Annotated in this window: 13 protein-coding genes; 8 read left to right on the forward strand and 5 right to left on the reverse strand. The window is 75.6% G+C overall.

What is annotated here, in order from left to right:
• The first annotated feature begins 24 nt into the window (after positions 1-24).
• On the forward strand, positions 25-1305 hold the full coding sequence (locus tag AC230_RS20090) for an acyl-CoA dehydrogenase family protein (protein WP_078871418.1): 1281 nt from the start codon (positions 25-27) through the stop codon (positions 1303-1305).
• 9 nt (positions 1306-1314) lie between these two features.
• On the opposite strand, the gene AC230_RS32670 is transcribed toward AC230_RS20090, so the two are convergent.
• Together AC230_RS32670 and AC230_RS20100 are read right to left on the reverse strand one after the other, a co-directional pair.
• Entirely contained in the window at positions 1315-2355 is a 1041-nt protein-coding gene (locus tag AC230_RS32670; protein ID WP_049717687.1) for a hypothetical protein, read from the reverse strand.
• A complete protein-coding gene (locus tag AC230_RS20100; protein ID WP_049717688.1) occupies positions 2352-3566 on the reverse strand; it encodes an MFS transporter in 1215 nt (404 codons plus the stop codon). Before AC230_RS20100 ends, AC230_RS32670 begins: the two co-directional genes overlap by 4 nt.
• A gap of 81 nt (positions 3567-3647) precedes the next feature.
• On the opposite strand from AC230_RS20100, the gene AC230_RS20105 reads away from it, so the two are divergent.
• The 7 genes from AC230_RS20105 to AC230_RS20135 all read left to right on the forward strand — a co-directional run bounded on the left by AC230_RS20105 (position 3648) and on the right by AC230_RS20135 (position 15191).
• Positions 3648-4277, forward strand: a complete 630-nt coding sequence (locus AC230_RS20105) for a TetR/AcrR family transcriptional regulator (RefSeq protein ID WP_078871419.1) — start codon at positions 3648-3650, stop codon at positions 4275-4277.
• Between the two features lie 117 nt (positions 4278-4394).
• Positions 4395-6668 carry an MMPL family transporter gene (locus AC230_RS20110; protein ID WP_078871421.1) on the forward strand — a complete coding sequence of 758 codons (2274 nt, stop codon included), beginning with the start codon at positions 4395-4397 and terminating at the stop codon, positions 6666-6668.
• Positions 6669-6963: 295 nt separating this feature from the next.
• The gene (locus AC230_RS20115) at positions 6964-9417 is read left to right on the forward strand and encodes a hypothetical protein (protein ID WP_053161292.1); all 2454 of its coding nucleotides are present in this window, start codon (positions 6964-6966) and stop codon (positions 9415-9417) included.
• A 60-nt stretch (positions 9418-9477) separates the two neighbouring features.
• Complete coding sequence (gene pigE / locus AC230_RS34355; protein ID WP_479683270.1) at positions 9478-12027, forward strand: prodigiosin MAP biosynthesis aminotransferase PigE; 2550 nt, start codon at positions 9478-9480, stop codon at positions 12025-12027.
• A 37-nt stretch (positions 12028-12064) separates the two neighbouring features.
• Complete coding sequence (gene acpP / locus AC230_RS20125; RefSeq protein WP_049717690.1) at positions 12065-12325, forward strand: acyl carrier protein; 261 nt, start codon at positions 12065-12067, stop codon at positions 12323-12325.
• Positions 12322-13554, forward strand: a complete 1233-nt coding sequence (locus AC230_RS20130) for a beta-ketoacyl-[acyl-carrier-protein] synthase family protein (protein ID WP_049717691.1) — start codon at positions 12322-12324, stop codon at positions 13552-13554. Before acpP ends, AC230_RS20130 begins: the two co-directional genes overlap by 4 nt.
• Before the next feature lie 20 nt (positions 13555-13574).
• On the forward strand, positions 13575-15191 hold the full coding sequence (locus AC230_RS20135) for an FAD-dependent monooxygenase (RefSeq protein ID WP_049717692.1): 1617 nt from the start codon (positions 13575-13577) through the stop codon (positions 15189-15191).
• Between the two features lie 38 nt (positions 15192-15229).
• On the opposite strand, the gene AC230_RS20140 is transcribed toward AC230_RS20135, so the two are convergent.
• The 3 genes from AC230_RS20140 to AC230_RS20150 form a co-directional block, all read right to left on the reverse strand.
• Positions 15230-15799 carry an AAA family ATPase gene (locus AC230_RS20140; protein WP_049717693.1) on the reverse strand — a complete coding sequence of 190 codons (570 nt, stop codon included), beginning with the start codon at positions 15797-15799 and terminating at the stop codon, positions 15230-15232.
• A gap of 79 nt (positions 15800-15878) precedes the next feature.
• Positions 15879-16880, reverse strand: coding sequence for a type I glyceraldehyde-3-phosphate dehydrogenase (gene gap / locus AC230_RS20145; RefSeq protein ID WP_049717694.1), 1002 nt, complete (start codon positions 16878-16880; stop codon positions 15879-15881).
• A 115-nt stretch (positions 16881-16995) separates the two neighbouring features.
• On the reverse strand, positions 16996-17952 hold the full coding sequence (locus AC230_RS20150; protein WP_049717695.1) for a GlxA family transcriptional regulator: 957 nt from the start codon (positions 17950-17952) through the stop codon (positions 16996-16998).
• Positions 17953-17973: the final 21 nt, after the last annotated feature.

Below are 17973 nucleotides of genomic sequence, written 5' to 3' on the forward strand. Positions count from 1 at the left end.
CCACGCCCTAAGGACGCGTTCACGATGACACCGTTCCCCGTCGGACTGCCCCATGAGACCGCCGGCACGACCCGCACACCCCAACAGGCAGGTCCGCCGCAGGAGTCGGCCGCCGACCCCTTCGGCCTGCCGGAACACCTGCGCCTCCTGCGCGACCGCGTGCGGGAGTTCGTGCGGCGCGAGGTGATCCCCGCCGAGCCCGTGCTGCTCGCCGGCGGCGATACCGGGCGCCTGGCCCTCGGCCGGCTGCGCGAACGGGCGCGCTCGGAGGGGCTGTGGGGCCTGGCCCATCCGGCCGAGATCGGCGGGCGCGGGCTGCCGTTGACCGATTACGTCCCGCTCGGCGAGGCGGAGGGGGAGTCCGAGTTCGGCCCCGCCGTCCTGGGGTCGGAGCACCTGCTGGACGCCCTGATGCTGCACCGGCACGCGCGGCCCGCGGTCCGCGACCGCTATCTGCCCGGCCTCCTGGAGGGGCGGGTCACGCCCTGCTACGGGATGTCCGAGCCGGGCCGCGCGGGCTCGGACCCCTCGCTGATGACGACCCGGGCCCGGCCGGCGTGCGACGGGTGGACGATCCGCGGGAGCAAGTGGTTCATGCGGGCCGCGCGGGCGGACTTCATCACGGTCATGTGCCGTACGGAACCGCTGGGCGTGCCCAACTCCCAGGCGTTCACGATGTTCGTGGTGCCGGTGGGCACGCCGGGGTACCGGCAGGTGCGCGAGCTGCCGGTGCTGGGCGTGGAGGACGGGCACCGGGAGGTCCGCTTCGAGGACGTACGCGTTCCGGAGGACCACATGATCGGCGGGCGGGGTGCCGGGTTCGCCGTCGCGGGCGAGCGGCTGGACCTCGGCCGTACGCTGCGTGCCGTGCAGTGGCTGGGGCAGGCGCGGCGGGCGTTCGGCTTGATGTGCCGGCGGCTGCACGGGCGCACGGCGTTCCAGGAGCCGCTCGCGGCCAAGCAGTTGCTGCAACAGCACGTCTTCGACGCGTACACGGACATCCAGGCGGCCCGGTGCCAGGTGCTGCGGGCCGCGGCGGCCGTGCGGGCCGGCCGGGGCGCGTACGTGGAGGCCGCCACGGCCAAGGTGCTGGCGTCGCGGGCCCTGTGCCGGGTGCTGGACCGGGCCGTGCAGATCCACGGCGCCGAGGGGCTGACGGACGACACGCCGCTCAGCCGCATGTACCTGCGGGCCCGGGCCACGCGGATCTACGACGGGCCGGACGAGCTGCACGTCCACACGGTGGCGAAGCGGCTGCTCAAGCGGTACGCGGGGGATCCGGAGGCGGAGGCGGACGTCTTCTGAGCCGTCCGGTCACCGGCGCGCGGCGAGGCTCTGGAGGGCCGAGAGCAGGAAGTGGTCGCCCCAGACGAGCTCGTGGGCGACGGCCGTGCCGGACGCCATGTCGTAGCAGCCGTCCAGCAGCCTGCCGGTCGTGGTCAGGTGACCGGAGACCAGCCGGTGCAGCAGGCCGGTGGCCGCTCCGGCGAGGGAGTCGCCCCGCGGCCCGGGTGTGATGCCGGCGAGGTCGAGGAGGGCCTGGGCGGCGATGGCCGCGGCGGAGGTGTCGCGGGGGCCGTCGGGGTCGCGGAAGCTCCAGGGGGGTACGGCCTCGCCGGTGCGGTCGAGCCAGTGGTCCGCGGCGAGCAGGGCGGCCTGCCGGTAGTCGCCGCCGGGCAGGGTGCGGGCGGCGGTGGCGAGGGCGAGGACGCCCCACGCCTGGCCGCGCGCCCACTCCCCCGGCGGCGTGTCCCGGGCCGGCCCGTCGAGGGGCACGGCGGCGCGGACGCGGCCGCCGGGGTCCAGGCAGCGGTCGCGGACCATGTCGGCCTGGCGGCGGGCGAGTTGTTCCCGGCCGGCCCAGGCGAGCAGGGCGACGAGGGCGGCGGCCGCGTCGACGGTGAGCTCGTTGGCGCCCCGGGCGCCGCGTCCGAGTGCCGTACCGGCGGGGACGACGCCGTGGCGGGGGTGGGCGGCCGCGGCGAGGGCCTCCGCTCCGGCGCGGGCGACGCGCGCCGCGTCGAGGTCGCCGCACCGCAGCCGGCCCTGGGCGGCTCCGTACCAGAAGGTCATGGCGCGGGTGTCGGTGTCGTCGTGGGCCCGTTCGAGGAGCCGGGCGGTGACGGTCCGGGCGCGTCGCAGGTCCGCCGGGTGCCCGCTCGCCTCCGCGGCGATCCACAGGAGTCCGGCCCAGAAGCCGCCGGTCCAGGAGCCGCGGCGGGTGGTCGTCCAGCGTCCGTCCGCGGGGCCGGCGTGGAGCGGGAAGCGGTCGCCCACCGCGGCGGCGGTGGCGTCGACCCGTCCGAGCACCGCTTCGCGGGCCCGCGCGAAGCCGGGGGCGGCCGCCTCCGTCATCGCGCCACCGCCCGGCGCACCCGGCAGCCGCTCGCGACCGAGACCAGGAAGGCCGCTCCGGCGAGGGCCCAGCCCCCGGTGTAGCCGGCGGACGTGTCGGCCAGCAGGCCGAAGCCGAGGGGGCCCAGGACGAAGCCGCCGAAGAAGCCCATGGAGACCAGGGCGGAGGCGTGGCCGGTGGCGCCGAAGGCGGGGCTGCGGACGACGGCGACCATCGAGACGGCGTTCGCCGCCACGGCGGAGCCGCCGAGGCCGATGGCGGCGGGCCAGACCAGCGGGGGCAGCGCGGTGGCGGCGGGGACGAGGGCGAGGAAGGCGGCCGCGGCGGCCGCGAGGACGATCAGGGGGACGCCGATGTCGGACAGCCTGCCGCTCATCCGGGTCCACATCACGCGGGCGAGGATGCCCGCGACGCCGATGGCCGCGATCAGGGTGCCCGACACCCGCTCCCCCATGCCGAGTTCCTCGTGGGCGTACAGCGGGAGGTAGGTGTTGAGGGCGGCGAGGCCGGTGCCGATGCCGAGCGAGTAGAGGATGAGCCAACGGGCGGCGGCGCCGGGGGGCTTGGGGAGGATCCGGCCCGACGGGCCCGGCGCGGCGGGCCGTTCGCGCGGCAGCAGCAGGGCGGGCACGGCGGTGGCGAGGGCCACGGGGACGACCAGGGCGAGGGTGACGCGCCAGGAGGTGGCCCCGGCCAGCGAGGGCACGAGCGCCCCCGCGGCGAAGGCGCCGAGCTGCACGCCGGACTGTTTGACGCCGATGGCGGCCGCGCGCCGCTCGGGCGGGAGGTGGGCCGCGATGAGGCGGTTGGTCGCGGGGTTGGCGAACGCCTGGGCGACGCCGGCCAGGACGAGTCCCGCAAGGAGCCAGCCGTAGCCGTCGCCCAGCGCGAGCACGGCGAAGGCCAGTGCCACCGTCAGCAGCAGGGCCAGCAGCGCGCGGCGGCCGCCGACGACGTCGGCGAGGTGGCCGCTGACCAGGGAGAGCAGGGACGCGGTGCCGAACGCCACGGCGGTCAGCGAGCCGAGCTGGGACCGCGAGATGCCGAGGTCGGCCAGGAGCGTGGGCCCCAGGGCGCCGACGGCGTAGAGCACGAACATCGACAGGCCCATGCTCGTGGTGACCAGCGGCAGCAGTCCCCGCGTCCCGTTCTTCCCGCCCGCCTTCTCCCCGTCCGGCCGGACGGCCTCGGCACGATCCTGTGTGTCCACGCTTGCCTTCCTCACCGAAGAACGCTAGGTGTTGCTAAACTCTAGATGCCAACTCTAGTAATTGAAACGGTAGTCCTATACATGGCTGGAAAAACTGGCGTCCGCCGGCAACGCTCGCACGAGACCCGCATGCGCCTGCTCGACGCCTCGCTGCGGCTCTTCGTCACGCACGGCTACGACGGGACGACGATCGAGGCGATAGCCCGCGAGGCCGAAGTCGCGGTGCAGACCGTGTACTTCAAGTTCGGCACCAAGGTCACCATCCTCAAGGAGCTGCTGGACGTCCGGGTCGCGGGCGACGACGAGCCGGTGCCGACCGTGGAGCGCCAGTGGTTCCGCGACGCCGTCGCCGCCGAGGACCCGCGCGTCCACCTGCGCCACCAGGTGGACGGCGCGCGGGAGATCTACGGCCGGGTGGGCGAGCTGCTGGAGGTCCTGCGCAACGCGGCGCAGGGCAACGAGGAGATCGCCCCGCTGTGGGAGCGGAACAAGGCCCAGCGCTACGAGGTCCAGCGGCAGTTGATCACGTCCCTCGCCGGGAAGTGCTCCTTGCCGGCCGGCCTGACCGTCGAGCGGGCCACCGACATCAGTTACTCCCTGCTCGGCCCGGAGGTCCACCAGCTCCTGGTCGGCGAGCGCGGCTGGAGTCCGGACGAGTGGGCCGACTGGACCCACGCGGGGCTCCGCCGCCACCTGCTCGGCGAGGCGTGACCCACGGGCCGCGGCCGGCGGGAAGCGGGCGCCGAGGACAATCGACGAGGACCGCCCGGACGCCGGACGGCGGGCCGGGGCCGGTCGCCCACCCCACCCACACTCTTGGGGGCACCCTTGACCAACCAGTCGCAGCAGCCCACGCGCACGGCCGACGGCGCGGCCACGGGCCCGCCGGCCGCGGCCGGGCCGCCCGCGCGCGGACTCGCCGGCCTGGCCCGGCGCCTGATACGCCGCCGGATCCCGCTCTTCGCGGTCATCGCCGTGATCACCGCGGCGGCGGCCGTCTTCGGGGCCGGGGCCGGCGGCGATCTGTCGAGCGGCGGTTACACGGCGCGCGGCTCCGACTCGGCGCGCGCCGAGAAGATCCTCGACGAGCGGTTCGGCGCGGGCCCGCCGAACATGGTCCTCCTGGCCGCCGGGCGGCAGCCGGTGGACGACGCGGCCGCCGCGCGGGCCGGGCGCGAACTCACCGAGCGCATCGGCCACTTGTCCGGGGTGGGCCACGCCGAGTCGTACTGGACGAGCCGGGATCCCGCCCTGCGCTCGAAGGACGGCCGCTCCGCCCTGATCCTCGTCCGGCTCTCCGGCGACGACAGCACCGCCAACCGCCGCTCCGGGACGCTCGTCGACGAACTCGGGGGCGCACAGGGCCCGTTCCGGGTCACGGCGACGGGAACGGCCGTCATCAACGACCAGATCGAGAAGCAGAGCGACGAGGACCTGACCAAGGCCGAGCTGATCGGCGCCCCGCTCACCCTCGTCATCCTGCTGGCCGCCTTCGGCTCCCTGGTCGCCGCCCTGCTGCCGCTGCTCGTGGGCATCGTCTCGGTCGTGTGCACCCTCGCGGTGCTGCGGCTGCTCGCCGCCTTCACCGACGTGTCGCTCTTCGCGATGAACGTCACCACGGCCCTGGGCTTCGGACTCGCCGTCGACTACAGCCTGTTCATCGTGACCCGGTACCGCGAGGAGCTGGCGCGCGGCCTCGACGTCGCGGCGGCCATCGCGCAGGCGCTGCGCACGGCCGGCCGGACGGTGCTGTTCTCGGCGCTCACCGTCGTCCTCTCGCTGGCCGCCCTGCTGGCCTTCCCGATGATGTTCCTGGAGTCGCTGGCGTACGCCGGCATCGCGGTGGTCACCCTGGCGGCCGTCACCTCGCTGGTGATCCTGCCACCGGTCCTGGCCGTCATCGGACGGCGGATCGACCGGCTGGACGTCTTCGCGCGGCTGCGGCGCCGGACACCGGGCTCCGATCCCGAACGGGGCGGCGCCTGGCACACGCTGGCGACCCGGGTGATGCGCCGGCCCGCCCTGGCCGGAGCCGGTGTCGCCGTGCTGCTGGTCGCCCTCGCGCTGCCCTTCGCGCACGCCCGCTTCGGGCTGACCGACGACCGCATCCTGCCGCCCGGCGCCCCGGCGCAGACCGCCGCGGACACCATCCGTAAGGACTTCTCCGGGGCCGGCACGGACCCGCTGACGGTCGTCCTGCCCGACCTCCCGGCGAAGAGCCGCACGACGGAACTGGGCTCCTACATGGCCGGGTTGTCGGCGGTCGACGGCACGGTGCGGGTCGACGGACCGCTCGGCAGCTGGGCCGGCGGCAGGCAGGTGGCCCCGCCGGGGGCGGCGGCCGCGGCCTTCTCCGACGCCCGGGGCGCCTGGCTGAACGTCGTCTCCGACGTCAACCCCAACTCCCCCGCCGGGGAACGCTACGCGCAGCAGGTCCGGGCCGTCCCGCCGCCCGCCCCGGCGCTGGTGGGCGGTGAGGCGGCCGCGCTGGCGGACACCAAGGACGTCCTCAAGGACCGCATCCCCTACGCCGCCGCCGTCATCGCCCTGAGCCTGCTGGTGCTGCTGTTCCTGTTCACCGGCAGCCTCGTGGTGCCGTTCCAGGCGCTGCTGCTCAACACGCTCAGTCTCACGGCCTCCTTCGGGGCGATGGTGTACGTCTTCCAGGACGGTCATCTCAAGTGGCTGGTGGGGGACTTCATCCACACCGGCCAGCTGGAGGTCACCGTCCCGGTGCTGATGTTCTGCGTGGCCTTCGGGCTCTCCATGGACTACACCGTCTTCCTGCTGTCGCGGATCCGGGAGAAGTACCTGGCCTCCGACGACAACACCCGGGCCGTGGTGTTCGGCATCGACCACACCGGCCGGCTGATCACCGCCGCCGCCCTGGTCGTGGCCACGGTCCTGGGCGCCCTGGCGACCTCGTCGCTGAGCCTGCTCAAACTGCTGGGCGCCGGGCTGGCGCTGGCGGTCCTGGTGGACGCGACGCTCGTGCGCGGCATCCTGGTCCCCGCGGTGATGAAGCTGTGCGGCCGGGCCAACTGGTGGGCGCCCGGCCCGGTCCGCCGGCTGCACGACAGGATCGGGCTGCGCGAGGGCTGAACGCGCCCGTCCGCAACCGGCGTTCGCCGCCGGGCCCCCCAAGGCCCCTCCGCTCCCCGCGCGGAGGGGCCTTCCTCACACCGATTCTCATGGATGACGGAACTAGAGTGCGGCTATAGTAAGCGTGCGCGACCGCCTGCCCGGCCCGGGATCAACGGGCCCCGCGGCACGCGCACGGGGGGACAACGGGGGAATCAACGGGGATTCGTTCTGGTCTGCCGCCGTGCGGGTGCGGCGTTCGCGCGCTCGCTCCATGACCGGAACGGAGATCAAGAAATTGAGTCCTGTCCACAGCATGGAAGGTCCTCCCCGGTTCGTCGTCGTCTCCATCGGCAAGCGCTCCAGTTTCCACGCCTCGGTGCGGCAGGCCCTCACCGATCTGACGGCCGGCTCCGGCCGGACGTTACGCCACCGCTCCGCCGGCGGCTCCCCGCCGGGCGGCACCACCACCGGCCGCCCCGGGCAGCCCGCCTACCGGGACCTGCTGTCCAGGGCCCGCCGCTTCCTCGACCAGGCGCTGCCGCGCGCGGACGTCCTGATGGTCACCGCCGACACCCCGGCGCGCGCCGCCCGTGCGGCGCGGTCCCGCCCGGCCGGGCCCGGCGTGCCGCCCCTCGTCCTCGTCGACGCGGCGGGCGCGGGGCTGGGCGGCGCCCCCCTGGATCCCCGGCCGCCGGGCACGGCCGACGCGCTGACCGCCCGCCTGTCGGGGGCGCCGCCCGACGCCCTGTCCACGGGGAACGTCGCGGTGTACGCGGAGGGGCCGCCGGCCGCCGTCCGCGTGGCCCAGCCCTACGAGGTGCTGCGGCTGCCCGACGAGCCGTGGGTGCTCACCGCCGACGTGCTGCGCCGGTTCACCGACCACGTGCAGCTCCACCACGGCGCCGCGGCCCTGCGCACGGCGTCCCGCACCGGCCCGCCGGCGCTCGCCGCGGCCCTGCACGGTTTCCTCGCCGAGCAGGCCGGTTCCCGCTGGGGCCTGCACTACTACACCGGCTCGGTCGTCTCGGGCCTCATCTCCGAGCTGGAACGCCTCGCCGGCGCCTCCGGCAACCCGGTCCTGCGGGGCCCGAGCGAACACTCCCTGGCCTGCGGGGCGCTGGCCCGCTGGCAGCTGGACGAGGCGCCCTTCCTGATCGTCGTCACCAGCGGCATGGTCGACGAGTTCCGGGGCACGCTGGCCAATCTGCGCCAGGCCGGGGCCCGCGGCTTCGTGGTCTGCGCCGACTCCGCGCGGAACGCCTGGTTCCCCTTCCAGGGCACGGTCCACGCCGCCGAGGACTCCCGGGCCGTCCTCGCCGCCCGCGGGATCCGGCACGTGTACCTGGAGGGGCCGGACGGGCTCGCGGAGGGCCTGGCCGCCGCCCGGGCCGCGTACCTCGCGGACGAGGGCCCGGTCGTCGTCCTCGCCACGCCCGAGGCCCTGGCGGCCACCGCGCCGCCCGCCGCACCGCCCACGACCGCCGCGCCGCCGCCCCCGCGGGCCGCGCCCACCGTCCGCGAGGACCAGCTCGCCCCGGTGGTGGACCTCGTCAACACCGGCCCCGACCGGCTCCTTTGGCAGTGCGGCCGGCTCGACGCGGAGGAGTCCGCCCTCGTCCACGAGATCGCGGCCCGGGCCGGCGCCGGGCTCGCCGACTCGCTGGCCCGGCCGGGCACGGTGGCGGCCTACCGCGACGGCCGGCGGGTGGAGGAGTACCTGGGCAGCCTGGGCCTGTACGGCTATGCGGCCCGGGTCCACGCCTTCCTGCACGACGGCGGGCGGCTGCGGCCGCGGGACGAGCAGTGCCTGTTCCTCCTCAAGAGCCGCGCCGGCGAGGTCTCCACGCCGTTCTCGCCCCGGGCCCTGGCACGCGGACTGCGGATCGTCCAGGTCACCCGTGAGGCCGCGCACCTGGCGCCGTTCACCGACCATCCGGTGCACGCGGAGGCGCTCCCGTTCCTGCGGGCGCTGCGCGAACGCCTCGACGTGGACCCCGCGTTGCTGGCCCGGCGGCGGGCCGCCCTGGAGCGGACGCGGGAGAGCGCGGACGACGCCGTGCACGCCCTGCCCGTCCAGCCCATGTCCGCCAACTACTTCTTCCACCGCGTACGCGAGGTGCTGGAGCGCCTGATCACCGAGGAGGGCTACACGTACACGGGCGTGTACGACGTGGGCCGCGGGGGCCTGTCGGCGATCCGCAACCTGCCCCGGACGGGCCCCGGTTTCTCCGGGTGGTACGGGCGGGCCCTGATGGGCGACGCGCTGCAGGCCGTGCCCGCCGTGGCGCTGACCCGGGACGACAACGTCCTGGCGTTCGTCGGCGACGGCGCGTCGGCGCTGGTGCCCGACATCGTGCCCACCCTGGTCCAGCAGGTGTGCCTGTACGGGCGGCGGCTGCGCCGCAACGTGACCGTCTTCCGGCTCATCGACGGCGGGCACTCGGTGATCCGCTCGTACCACGAGGGCCGCTCCGGCTCCGGGCTGAGCCGGCAGAACCAGGTGCTGCACCTCCTCGACCCCGAGTGGACCAAGGACTTCGGCGACCTGACGGTCCGGCACCGTCACCTGGCCGACGTCCCGCCCGAGCGGCTGCGCGACTGGCTGACCCGCCCCGCGACCGTCACCCTCTGCTCCGTGCTCCTGTCCCACAACAACGAGGGCGACGGCCTGAGCCTGCTGTCGTCCATGGGCTGGCAGCGCGACGAACTCTCCCCGCTCGCCGTAGCGGCCGCCCGGCGCGGCGGCACGGCACACGGCCGCGGCTGAGGCGGCGGAGCCCCGCCCCCGTCCCGCGGCGTCCTCGTTCTTCCTTTCCGGAGGCACAGTTTGTCCCGCACGGAAACACCCATCCCACCCCCGGTCCGTTTCGGCTTCCTGGCCCATCCCGTGAGCCCCGGGCACCGCAACCAGGTCCGCGCCCTCGACCTGTTCGGCCGGCTCCTCGACGAACACCGGGGCGCGGCGCGCGACCCCGGCGTGCGCCACAGCGTCCCGCTGCCGCTGTTCACCTCGGTCGTCTCGGCGGCCGGCGCCCGCTGCGCCGGTGAGGTGCGGTATCTGCCCTATACCGCCGGCCAGTTGCTGCGCCGTCCGACCGCGGCCCGCGCGATGGTCGCCGAGGAGGCGGCCCGGCTGCGCGACGCCGGGGCCCGGCTGATCGGTCTGGGCGGCGCCACGTCCATCGTGGGCGACCGGGGCGAGTGGACGGCCCGCCAGGTAGGCACCCCGGTGACCAGCGGCAATTCACTGACCGTCTACGCCGCCCACCAGGAACTGTTGCACGTGGCCCGGCTGTTGGAGCTCAAGCCCGAGGACACGCGGGTGGCGGTGGTGGGGTACCCCGGGTCGATCGGGCTGGCGATGACGCGGCTGCTGCTGGCCGACGGCTTCGCGCCGGACCTGGTCTGCCGGCGCGGCAACCGCGCGCCCTCGGCCCTGCTCGCCCACCTCGACCCGCGGGACCACGGCAGGGTGCGGCTGATCGACGACGTGTCCCAGTGCTCGGCGGGGACGCGGCTGTTCGTGGCGGCGTCGTCGGTGGGCGGCCTGCTGGACCCGGAGCGGCTGCCGCCGGGTTCCGTGGTGATCGACGTGGCCCTGCCCCGCGACGTCCCCGTCCCGCCCCGCGCCGGCTCGGACGTCCTGGTGGTCGACGGGGGCCTGGTGAGCGGCTCGGCGGAGGTGACCGTCGGCGACGGTGACCTGCCCGGGCCCACGCAGCAGCTCAACGGCTGCCTGGCCGAGACGGTCGTCCTGGCCCTGGAGGGACGGGCCGAGTCCTTCTCGCTCGGCCGCGACCTGCCGGTCGACCGCGTCCGCGCCGTCGGTGAACTGGCGGCCCGGCACGGCTTCCTGCCGCTGCCGCTGGCCTCCTTCGGGCGGCCCGTCCGCGACGAGGACGTGCTGCGCCTGGCCCGCCACCACCACCCGGCGCGCGGCGGCCCGGGCGCGGCGCCGGGCGTCACCGAGCTCACCCGGCGGCGGTTCCGCGAGCGCGTCAACCCGCCCATGGCCCGGCTGTTCGGGGCGCACGGCCTGGACCGGGTGTTCACCCGGGGCCGGGGCTGCACCCTGACGACCGAGGACGGCACCGACTACCTGGATTTCGTGGCGGGTTACGGGTGTCTGAACCTGGGCCACAACCACCCGGAGGTGACCGGCCGGCTGCGGGAGTTCCTCGACCGGGGCGCGCCGAGCTTCGTGCAGTACGTGTCGATGCCCGAGCAGGCGGCCGAGCTGGCCGAGCGGCTGTGCGCGGTGGCGCCGGGCCGGCCGGAGCGCGTCTTCTTCTGCAACTCGGGCACCGAGGCCGTGGAGGCGGCGCTGAAGGCGGCCCGGGCCGCGACGGGTCGCGGCCGTCTGGTCCACGCGGAGAACAGCTACCACGGCAAGACGCTGGGCGCCCTGTCCGTGACCGGCCGCGACCGGCACCGGGCGCCGTTCGGCCCGCTGCTGCCGGAGACGGTGGCGGTGCCCTACGGGGATCTGGACGCGCTGGCCGCCGTCATCGACGGCGCGGCGGCGTTCGTCGTGGAGCCGGTGCAGGGCGAGGGCGGGGTCGTCCTGCCGCCGCCCGGATACCTCACGGCGGCGCGGGAGTTGTGCCGCCGGGCGGGCGCGGCGTTCGTCCTGGACGAGATCCAGACCGGGCTGGGGCGGACGGGGCGGCTGTTCGCGGCCGAGCACGACGGGCTCGACCCGGACGTGCTGTGCGTGGCGAAGTCGCTGTCCGGGGGGCTGGTGCCGATCGGCGCGACGCTGTTCCGCGGCGACCTGTGGGACGCGGCCTACGGCAGCACCGACCGGTCCACGCTGCACTCCTCCACGTTCGGCGGCGGCAACTTCGCGGCCGTGGCGGGGCTGGCCACCCTGGACGTGCTGGCCGCCGAGCGGCTGCCCGAGCACGCCGCGGCGGTCGGCGAGCACCTGCGCGGGCGGCTGCGGGCGGTGTGCGAGCCGTACGGCTTCGTCAAGGAGGTGCGCGGCATCGGCCTGATGACGGCCCTGGAGTTCGACCGGGACTTCTCGGGGGCGGTGTCCTCGCTGACGGGTGAGCTGCTGACCCGGCTGCCGGGCGATCTCCACGCGCTGGCCGACTGGCTGCCCGACGACCTGCGGACGGCGCTGCGCCGGGCGGGCACGGCGGTGGAGTCCACCCTGGGCGACCTGATGTGCCTGCGGTTCGTGAGCGCGCTCGCGCGGGACCACCGCATCCTCACCTTCGTCACGGCCAACCGCACGCAGGTGATGCGGATCCAGCCGCCGCTGGTGCTCTCGCCCGCCGAGGCCGACCGGTTCGCCGACGGGGTCGAGGCGGTCTGCCGGGAGCTGGCGCTCCACGCGGACCTGGACGCCTGGCGTCCGTCCGGATCTTGAGCCCCTTGAACCCCAACATCACGCGGGAGGAACCCTCATGAGCAGCATCGTGGAACAGCGTCTGGTCGACGTCCTGGTGGACCGGCTGGGCATGCGGCCGGACGAGCTGAGCCGCACCGCCCGTTTCAAGGAGGATCTGGGCCTGGACTCCCTGGACATGGTGGAGCTGGTCACGGTCCTGGAGGAGGAGATCGGCACGTCGGTGCCCGACGAGGCGGCCGCGTCCCTGACCTCGCTCGGCGACGTCGTCGCCTATGTGGAGTCGTTGCGGGGCGGGGCGGCGGGGACACCGGCGTGAGCGGGCGCCGGGTGGTGGTCACCGGGCTGGGCCCGGTGACGTCGGTGGGGGTCGGCGCGAAGGAGTTCCACGCCGGCCAGTTGGAGGGGCGCAGCGCGGTGCGCGCCCTCGGCAGGTTCGACGCGTCCGGTCTTCCGGTCCGCATCGGGGCGGAGGTCGATCTGCCGGACGGGCTGCGGCCGGAGCGGCGGGACGCCGTGATCTCCGACCGGGTCACGCACCTGGCCGCGGCGGCCGCCGGACTGGCGCTGCGGGACGCCGGGCTGGATCTGGACGCGGTCGACCGGGAGCGGGTGGGGGTGGTGCTCGGCACGGGGTGCGGCGGGGCGGAGAGCATCCGCGCCAACGCGGCCGCGGCGCTGGTGGGCGGCGGACGGGTCGGGGCGCGTTTCGTGCCGATGTCGATGTCCAACAGCCCGGCGGCGTGGATCGCCATCCGCCACGGTCTGGGCGGTCCGGTCACCACCAGCGTCACGGCCTGCGCGAGCGGCGCGGACGCGCTGGTGACGGCCCATCAGATGATCGTCGCGGACGAGGCGGACGTGGTGCTGGCGGGCGGCGCGGAGGCGCCGCTCACCGACCTGCTGGTGAGCGGCTTCGCGCGGATGAAGGCGCTGTCGGCCCGCAACGACGAGCCGGGGCGGGCGAGCCGGCCCTTCGACCGGGACCGCACGGGCTTCGTGCTCGGGGAGGGCGCGGCCGTCCTCGTCCTGGAGAGCGCCGGCCACGCCCGGGCCCGGGGGGCGCGGCCGCTGGCGGAGCTCCTCGGCTACGGGCGGACCGGCGACGCCCATCACATCGTCGCGCCCCGCCCGGACGGGTCGGCCGCCGCCCGGGCCGTGACCCGGGCGCTGCGCTCGGCGGGGCTCGCGCCCGGGGAGGTCTCGCACGTCAACGCCCATGGCACGGGGACCGTCCTCAACGACGCGGCGGAGGCGGCCGCGCTGCACCGCGCCCTGGGGGCGGCGGCCGCGCGGGTGCCGGTGACCGCGACGAAGTCGATGACCGGTCACACGCTCGGCGCGGCCGGCGCCGTCGAGGCGGTGGCGGCGGTGCAGGCGCTGATGTACCAGGTGGTGCCGCCCACGGCCAATCTCGACCACCCGGATCCGGAGCTGGGCCTCGACGTGGTGGCGGGCGAGCCGCGCGACGTTTCCGTGTCGGCCGTGCTGTCCAGTTCCTTCGCGTTCGGCGGGCACAACGTGGTGCTCGCCTTCGGGCGGTCGTGAGGGGCGCGGTCGTGAGGGCCATGGCTGCTGCGGACACGGCGTCCGCCGACGTCCCCGTCCTCATCGCCGGGGCCGGTCCGGCGGGGCTCGTCCTGGGTCTCCTGCTGGACCGGTTCGGCGTCCCGTCCCTCACGGTCGAGCGGCGCGCCTCGCCGGGCGCCCTGCCGAGGTCCCGGGCCGTGAACACCCGGACGATGGAGGTCTTCCGCTGGCTCGGCGTCGCCGGGGAGGTCCGTGACGCGGCGCTCGGCCGGGAGGACGCGGGTCTCCCCTTCGCGTTCGCCCGGACGCTCGCGTCGCTCCACGAGCCGGACGCGCTGGTCGCGCGCAGCGTGGTCACCGGCCGGCGGGCCGGGCACAGTCCGGTGGCGACGGTGCTGTGCCCGCAGGACGTCGTCGAGGAGATCCTGCGCCGCCGGGTGCCGGCCGGCCGCGTCCGGCACGGGGTGCGGCTCGCCGGCCTGGAGCAGGACGGCACCGGGGTCACCGCCCGGCTCGTCGACGCCAACGGGCTTGTGGAGCAGGTGCGTTGCCGGTACGTCGTGGGATGCGACGGCGCGCACAGCGCGGTGCGGCGGGCGCTGGGGCTGCGGCTGCGGCCCGGGGGGCCGGTCGCGGAGAACCGGCACGTCCTCTTCGAGGCCGGGCTGGGCCCGCTGCTCGGCGACCGCGCCGCGGGCATCGTCTTCCTGCACGCCGGCGGCGTCCGCGGCTACCTCCAGCCCACCGCGCGGCCGGACCGCTGGACGTTCAACCGGATCCTGGACCCGGGCGCGCCCGGGCTCCCGGACGAGGCCGTGGTGCGGGCCGTGACCGGCCGCGACGATGTGCCGGTGACGGTCCTGGCGGCGCGGGACTGGACCAGTCGCAGCGAGGCCGCGGACCGGATGTCCGCCGGCCGCGGGTTCCTCGCGGGCGACGCGGCCCACCTGGTGACGCCCTTCAGCGGCTCCGGCCTCAACCTGGGCGTCCAGGACGCGCACAACCTGGCGTGGAAACTGGCCGCCGTGCTGCGGGGCCGGGCCGGGCCCGGCCTGCTGGAGAGCTACGACGCCGAGCGCCGCCCGGTCGCCGAGCGGCACGTCCGGGAGGACCGCGCCGGCACGGCCGCCGCGCTCGCCACCGGCTCCTGGGACCGCTGGCGCGTCGAACTGCCCCGGCGCCGTGTCAAGGACGGCCTGGTCCTGGGCGTCCACTACGAGAGCGGCGCGCTCGTCCCCGACGGCACCCCCCGCCCCGCTCCCCCCGACGCCCGCACGGAGTACGTGCCGACCGCCCGCCCCGGCCACCGCGCCCCGCACCTCCCCCTGGGCCCCGCCGCGGCCCGGGGCTCCCTCCTGGACCTCTTCACCACCGAACTGACCCTGCTGGCCGGCCCGGACGGCGGACCGTGGGCCACCGCGGCCGCCCGCCTCTCCGCCCGCCTGGGCGTTCCCGTGCACGCCTACGTCCTGGGGCGCGACCCCTCGTGGATCGCCCCTTCCTGGACCGCCCTGTACGGCATCACCTCCGGCGGTGCCGTCCTGGTGCGCCCGGACGGCCACGTCGCCTGGCGCGACCCCCACGCCCGCCCCCGCGAGGAGGCGGCCCCGGTCCTGGACCGTGCCGTGCGCACCGTCCTGTGCAGGGACGGCTGACGGCCGGGCGGAGCCTGCGGGCCGGGTGGCGGCCCCGGTCAGCCGGCCTCCACCCGGGCGGCGGGCAGTCCGTCCAGGATCGCCGAGACCGTCTGGTCCGGTGTCTGGTCCGAGGTGTCCAGCCAGAGGCCGATGCGCGGGGTCTCGCTGCGCAGGGCCCGGTCGAGGGCCTCGACGGTCCAGGCGCCGTAGCCGGTCTTGGCGCGTGCGGCCTCTCTGGTCCGGACGGCCGCGGCGGAGGGGGCCAGGACGACGACGTACAGGGGGCGGGTCCGCACGCCGGCGACATACCGGACCAGGTCCTCCCCCAGGACGATGTCCTGGACGACCGCGGTCCAGCCGTGCCGCGCGTACTCGTCGGCCACGAGCGCGGACAGCCGGTGTCGCAGCTCCAGTTGGGCCCTGGCCTCGGCGGTCTCCTCGGGCAGCGGTTCCGCCCGGCCGGAGACGATCATCCGGCGGAAGAGGTCGCCGCGCACGTGGGCGGCCCGGGGCAGCCGCCGGGCCAGGAGTTCGGCCACGGTGGACTTCCCGGCCGCCATCACGCCGGTGATCAGGACGACCGCGGAACGGAGGTGCGAGCCCCTGTCGGCGGCGGAAGACGTCATGTCACGGACGTTAGTCGCCCGCCGCGGACCGGACGACCCCTTTTGCGCGGCGCGGGGCGGAGGCCGGTGTGGTGTCCGGTCAGCCGGTGGCGGCGAGGAGTTCGAGCGTGTCGATCACGCGGTGCGAGAAGCCCCACTCGTTGTCGTACCAGGCGACCACCTTGATGTGGCGGCCGTCGACGCGGGTGAGGGCCGAGTCGAAGATGGACGAGGCGGGGTTGCCGGTGATGTCGGACGACACGAGCGGGTCGTCGGAGTACTCGAGGATGCCGGCGAGCGGCCCCCGCGCCGCGGCGCGGTACGCCGCCAGCACCTCGTCGCGCGTCACGTCGCGGGCGACGGTCGTGTTGAGTTCGACGATCGAGCCGACCGGCACGGGGACGCGGATCGAGTCGCCCGACAGCTTGCCGTCGAGCCGCGGCAGGACCAGGCCGATGGCCTTGGCGGCGCCGGTCGTGGTCGGCACGATGTTGACGCCGGCGGCCCGGGCGCGGCGGGGGTCGCGGTGCGGGCCGTCCTGCAGGTTCTGCTCCTGCGTGTAGGCGTGCACCGTCGTCATGAACCCGTGCTCGATACCGGCGAGTTCGTCCAGGACCGCCGCCAGCGGGGCGAGCGCGTTGGTGGTGCAGGAGGCGTTCGAGACGATCGTGTGGGCGGCCGGGTCGTAGGCGTCGGTGTTGACGCCGAAGGCGAGCGTGACGTCGGCGCCGTCCGACGGCGCGCTGACGAGCACCTTCCTCGCGCCCGCGGCGAGGTGGGCGCGGGCGGCCTCGGCCGAGGTGAAGCGGCCGGTGGCCTCCAGGACGACGTCGACGCCGAGTTCGGCCCACGGCAGCCGCGCCGGCTCGCGCTCGGCCGTCACCGCGATCCGGCGGCCGTCGACGACGAGCGCGTCCCCGTCGGTGGTCACCGGGCGTCCGAGCCGGCCGGCCGTGCTGTCGTAGGCGAGCAGCCGGGCGAGCGCGGCGGGCTCCGTCAGGTCGTTGACGGCGACGACGTCGAGGGCGCTGTCGCGTTCGAGCAGGGCGCGCAGCACGTTGCGTCCGATGCGGCCGAATCCGTTGATGGCGATGCGGGTCATGAGCGGTCTCCCTTTCGTTCGCCTCCAGGCTGGCCCGCGGCGCGCGCCGCTGACAGTGGCGGGACCGCCATGGTTCACAAGGATCCCGCCACGCCTCGCCGGGCCCGCCGCGGTGCTATTCGCCCCGGGTGAAGGTGCGCCGGTACTCGGTCGGGGTGGTGCCGAGGATGCGCTGGAAGTGCAGGCGCAGGTTCGCGCCGGTGCCGAGGCCGACGTCGGCGGCGATCTGTTCGACGCTGCGCTGCGACCGCTCCAGCAGTTCGCGGGCCCGGTCGACGCGGGCGCGCATCACCCACTGCATCGGCGTGCAGCCGGTCTCCTCGACGAAGCGGCGCGAGAACGTGCGCGGCGATACCTCGGCCTGCCGCGCCAGTATGTCGAGGGTGAGGTGCTCGCCGAGGCGGCGCAGCGCCCACTCGCGGGTGGCGCCGAAGCGCTCGCCGAGCGGGTCGGGGACGCTGCGCGGCACGTACTGGGCCTGGCCGCCGCTGCGGTAGGGGGCGGCGACCAGGCGGCGGGCGGCGTGGTTGGACGCGGCCACCCCGAGGTCGCGGCGCAGGATGTGCAGGCACAGGTCGATGCCGGAGGCGGCGCCGGCCGAGGTGAGCAGGCTGCCCTCGTCGACGAACAGGACGTTCTCGTCGACCCGGACGAGCGGGTGCCGGGCGGCGAGTTCCCGCGTGTAGTGCCAGTGCGTGGTGGCGCGCCGGCCGTCGAGCAGGCCGGTGGCGGCGAGCGCGAAGGCGCCGGTCGAGATGGCGGCGAGCCGTGCGCCCCGGTCGTGGGCGGCGATCAGCGCGTCGACGACGGGCCGCGGCGGGTCGTCCCGGTCGGGGAAGCGGTAGCCGGGGACGAAGACGATGTCGGCCCACGCCAGGGCGTCGAGGCCGTGGGCGACGTGGTAGGCGAGACCGTCGCCGCCGGTCACGGGACCGGGCGCCGCGCCGCACACCCGCACCTCGTACGGCATGCTCGTGCGGGTCGTGAAGACCTGCGCGGGGATTCCGACGTCGAGTGGTTTCGCGCCGTCGAGCACGAGGACGGCGACGCGGTGGAGGCGGGAGGCTGGCATGGGACAGAGGCTACGCGGAGC

This window comes from Streptomyces caatingaensis (genome assembly GCF_001187435.1).
GTDB classification, from domain to species: domain Bacteria; phylum Actinomycetota; class Actinomycetes; order Streptomycetales; family Streptomycetaceae; genus Streptomyces; species Streptomyces caatingaensis.

Excerpts from the sequence above, each read along its gene's own strand:
- AC230_RS20090 (WP_078871418.1), top strand. The coding sequence starts at position 25 with ATGACACCGTTCCCCGTCGGACTGCCCCATGAGACCGCCGGCACGACC.
- AC230_RS32670 (WP_049717687.1), bottom strand. The coding sequence starts at position 2,355 with ATGACGGAGGCGGCCGCCCCCGGCTTCGCGCGGGCCCGCGAAGCGGTG.
- AC230_RS20105 (WP_078871419.1), top strand. The coding sequence starts at position 3,648 with ATGGCTGGAAAAACTGGCGTCCGCCGGCAACGCTCGCACGAGACCCGC.
- AC230_RS20115 (WP_053161292.1), top strand. The coding sequence starts at position 6,964 with ATGGAAGGTCCTCCCCGGTTCGTCGTCGTCTCCATCGGCAAGCGCTCC.
- acpP (WP_049717690.1), top strand. The coding sequence starts at position 12,065 with ATGAGCAGCATCGTGGAACAGCGTCTGGTCGACGTCCTGGTGGACCGG.
- AC230_RS20135 (WP_049717692.1), top strand. The coding sequence starts at position 13,575 with ATGGCTGCTGCGGACACGGCGTCCGCCGACGTCCCCGTCCTCATCGCC.
- AC230_RS20140 (WP_049717693.1), bottom strand. The coding sequence starts at position 15,799 with ATGACGTCTTCCGCCGCCGACAGGGGCTCGCACCTCCGTTCCGCGGTC.
- gap (WP_049717694.1), bottom strand. The coding sequence starts at position 16,880 with ATGACCCGCATCGCCATCAACGGATTCGGCCGCATCGGACGCAACGTG.
- AC230_RS20150 (WP_049717695.1), bottom strand. The coding sequence starts at position 17,952 with ATGCCAGCCTCCCGCCTCCACCGCGTCGCCGTCCTCGTGCTCGACGGC.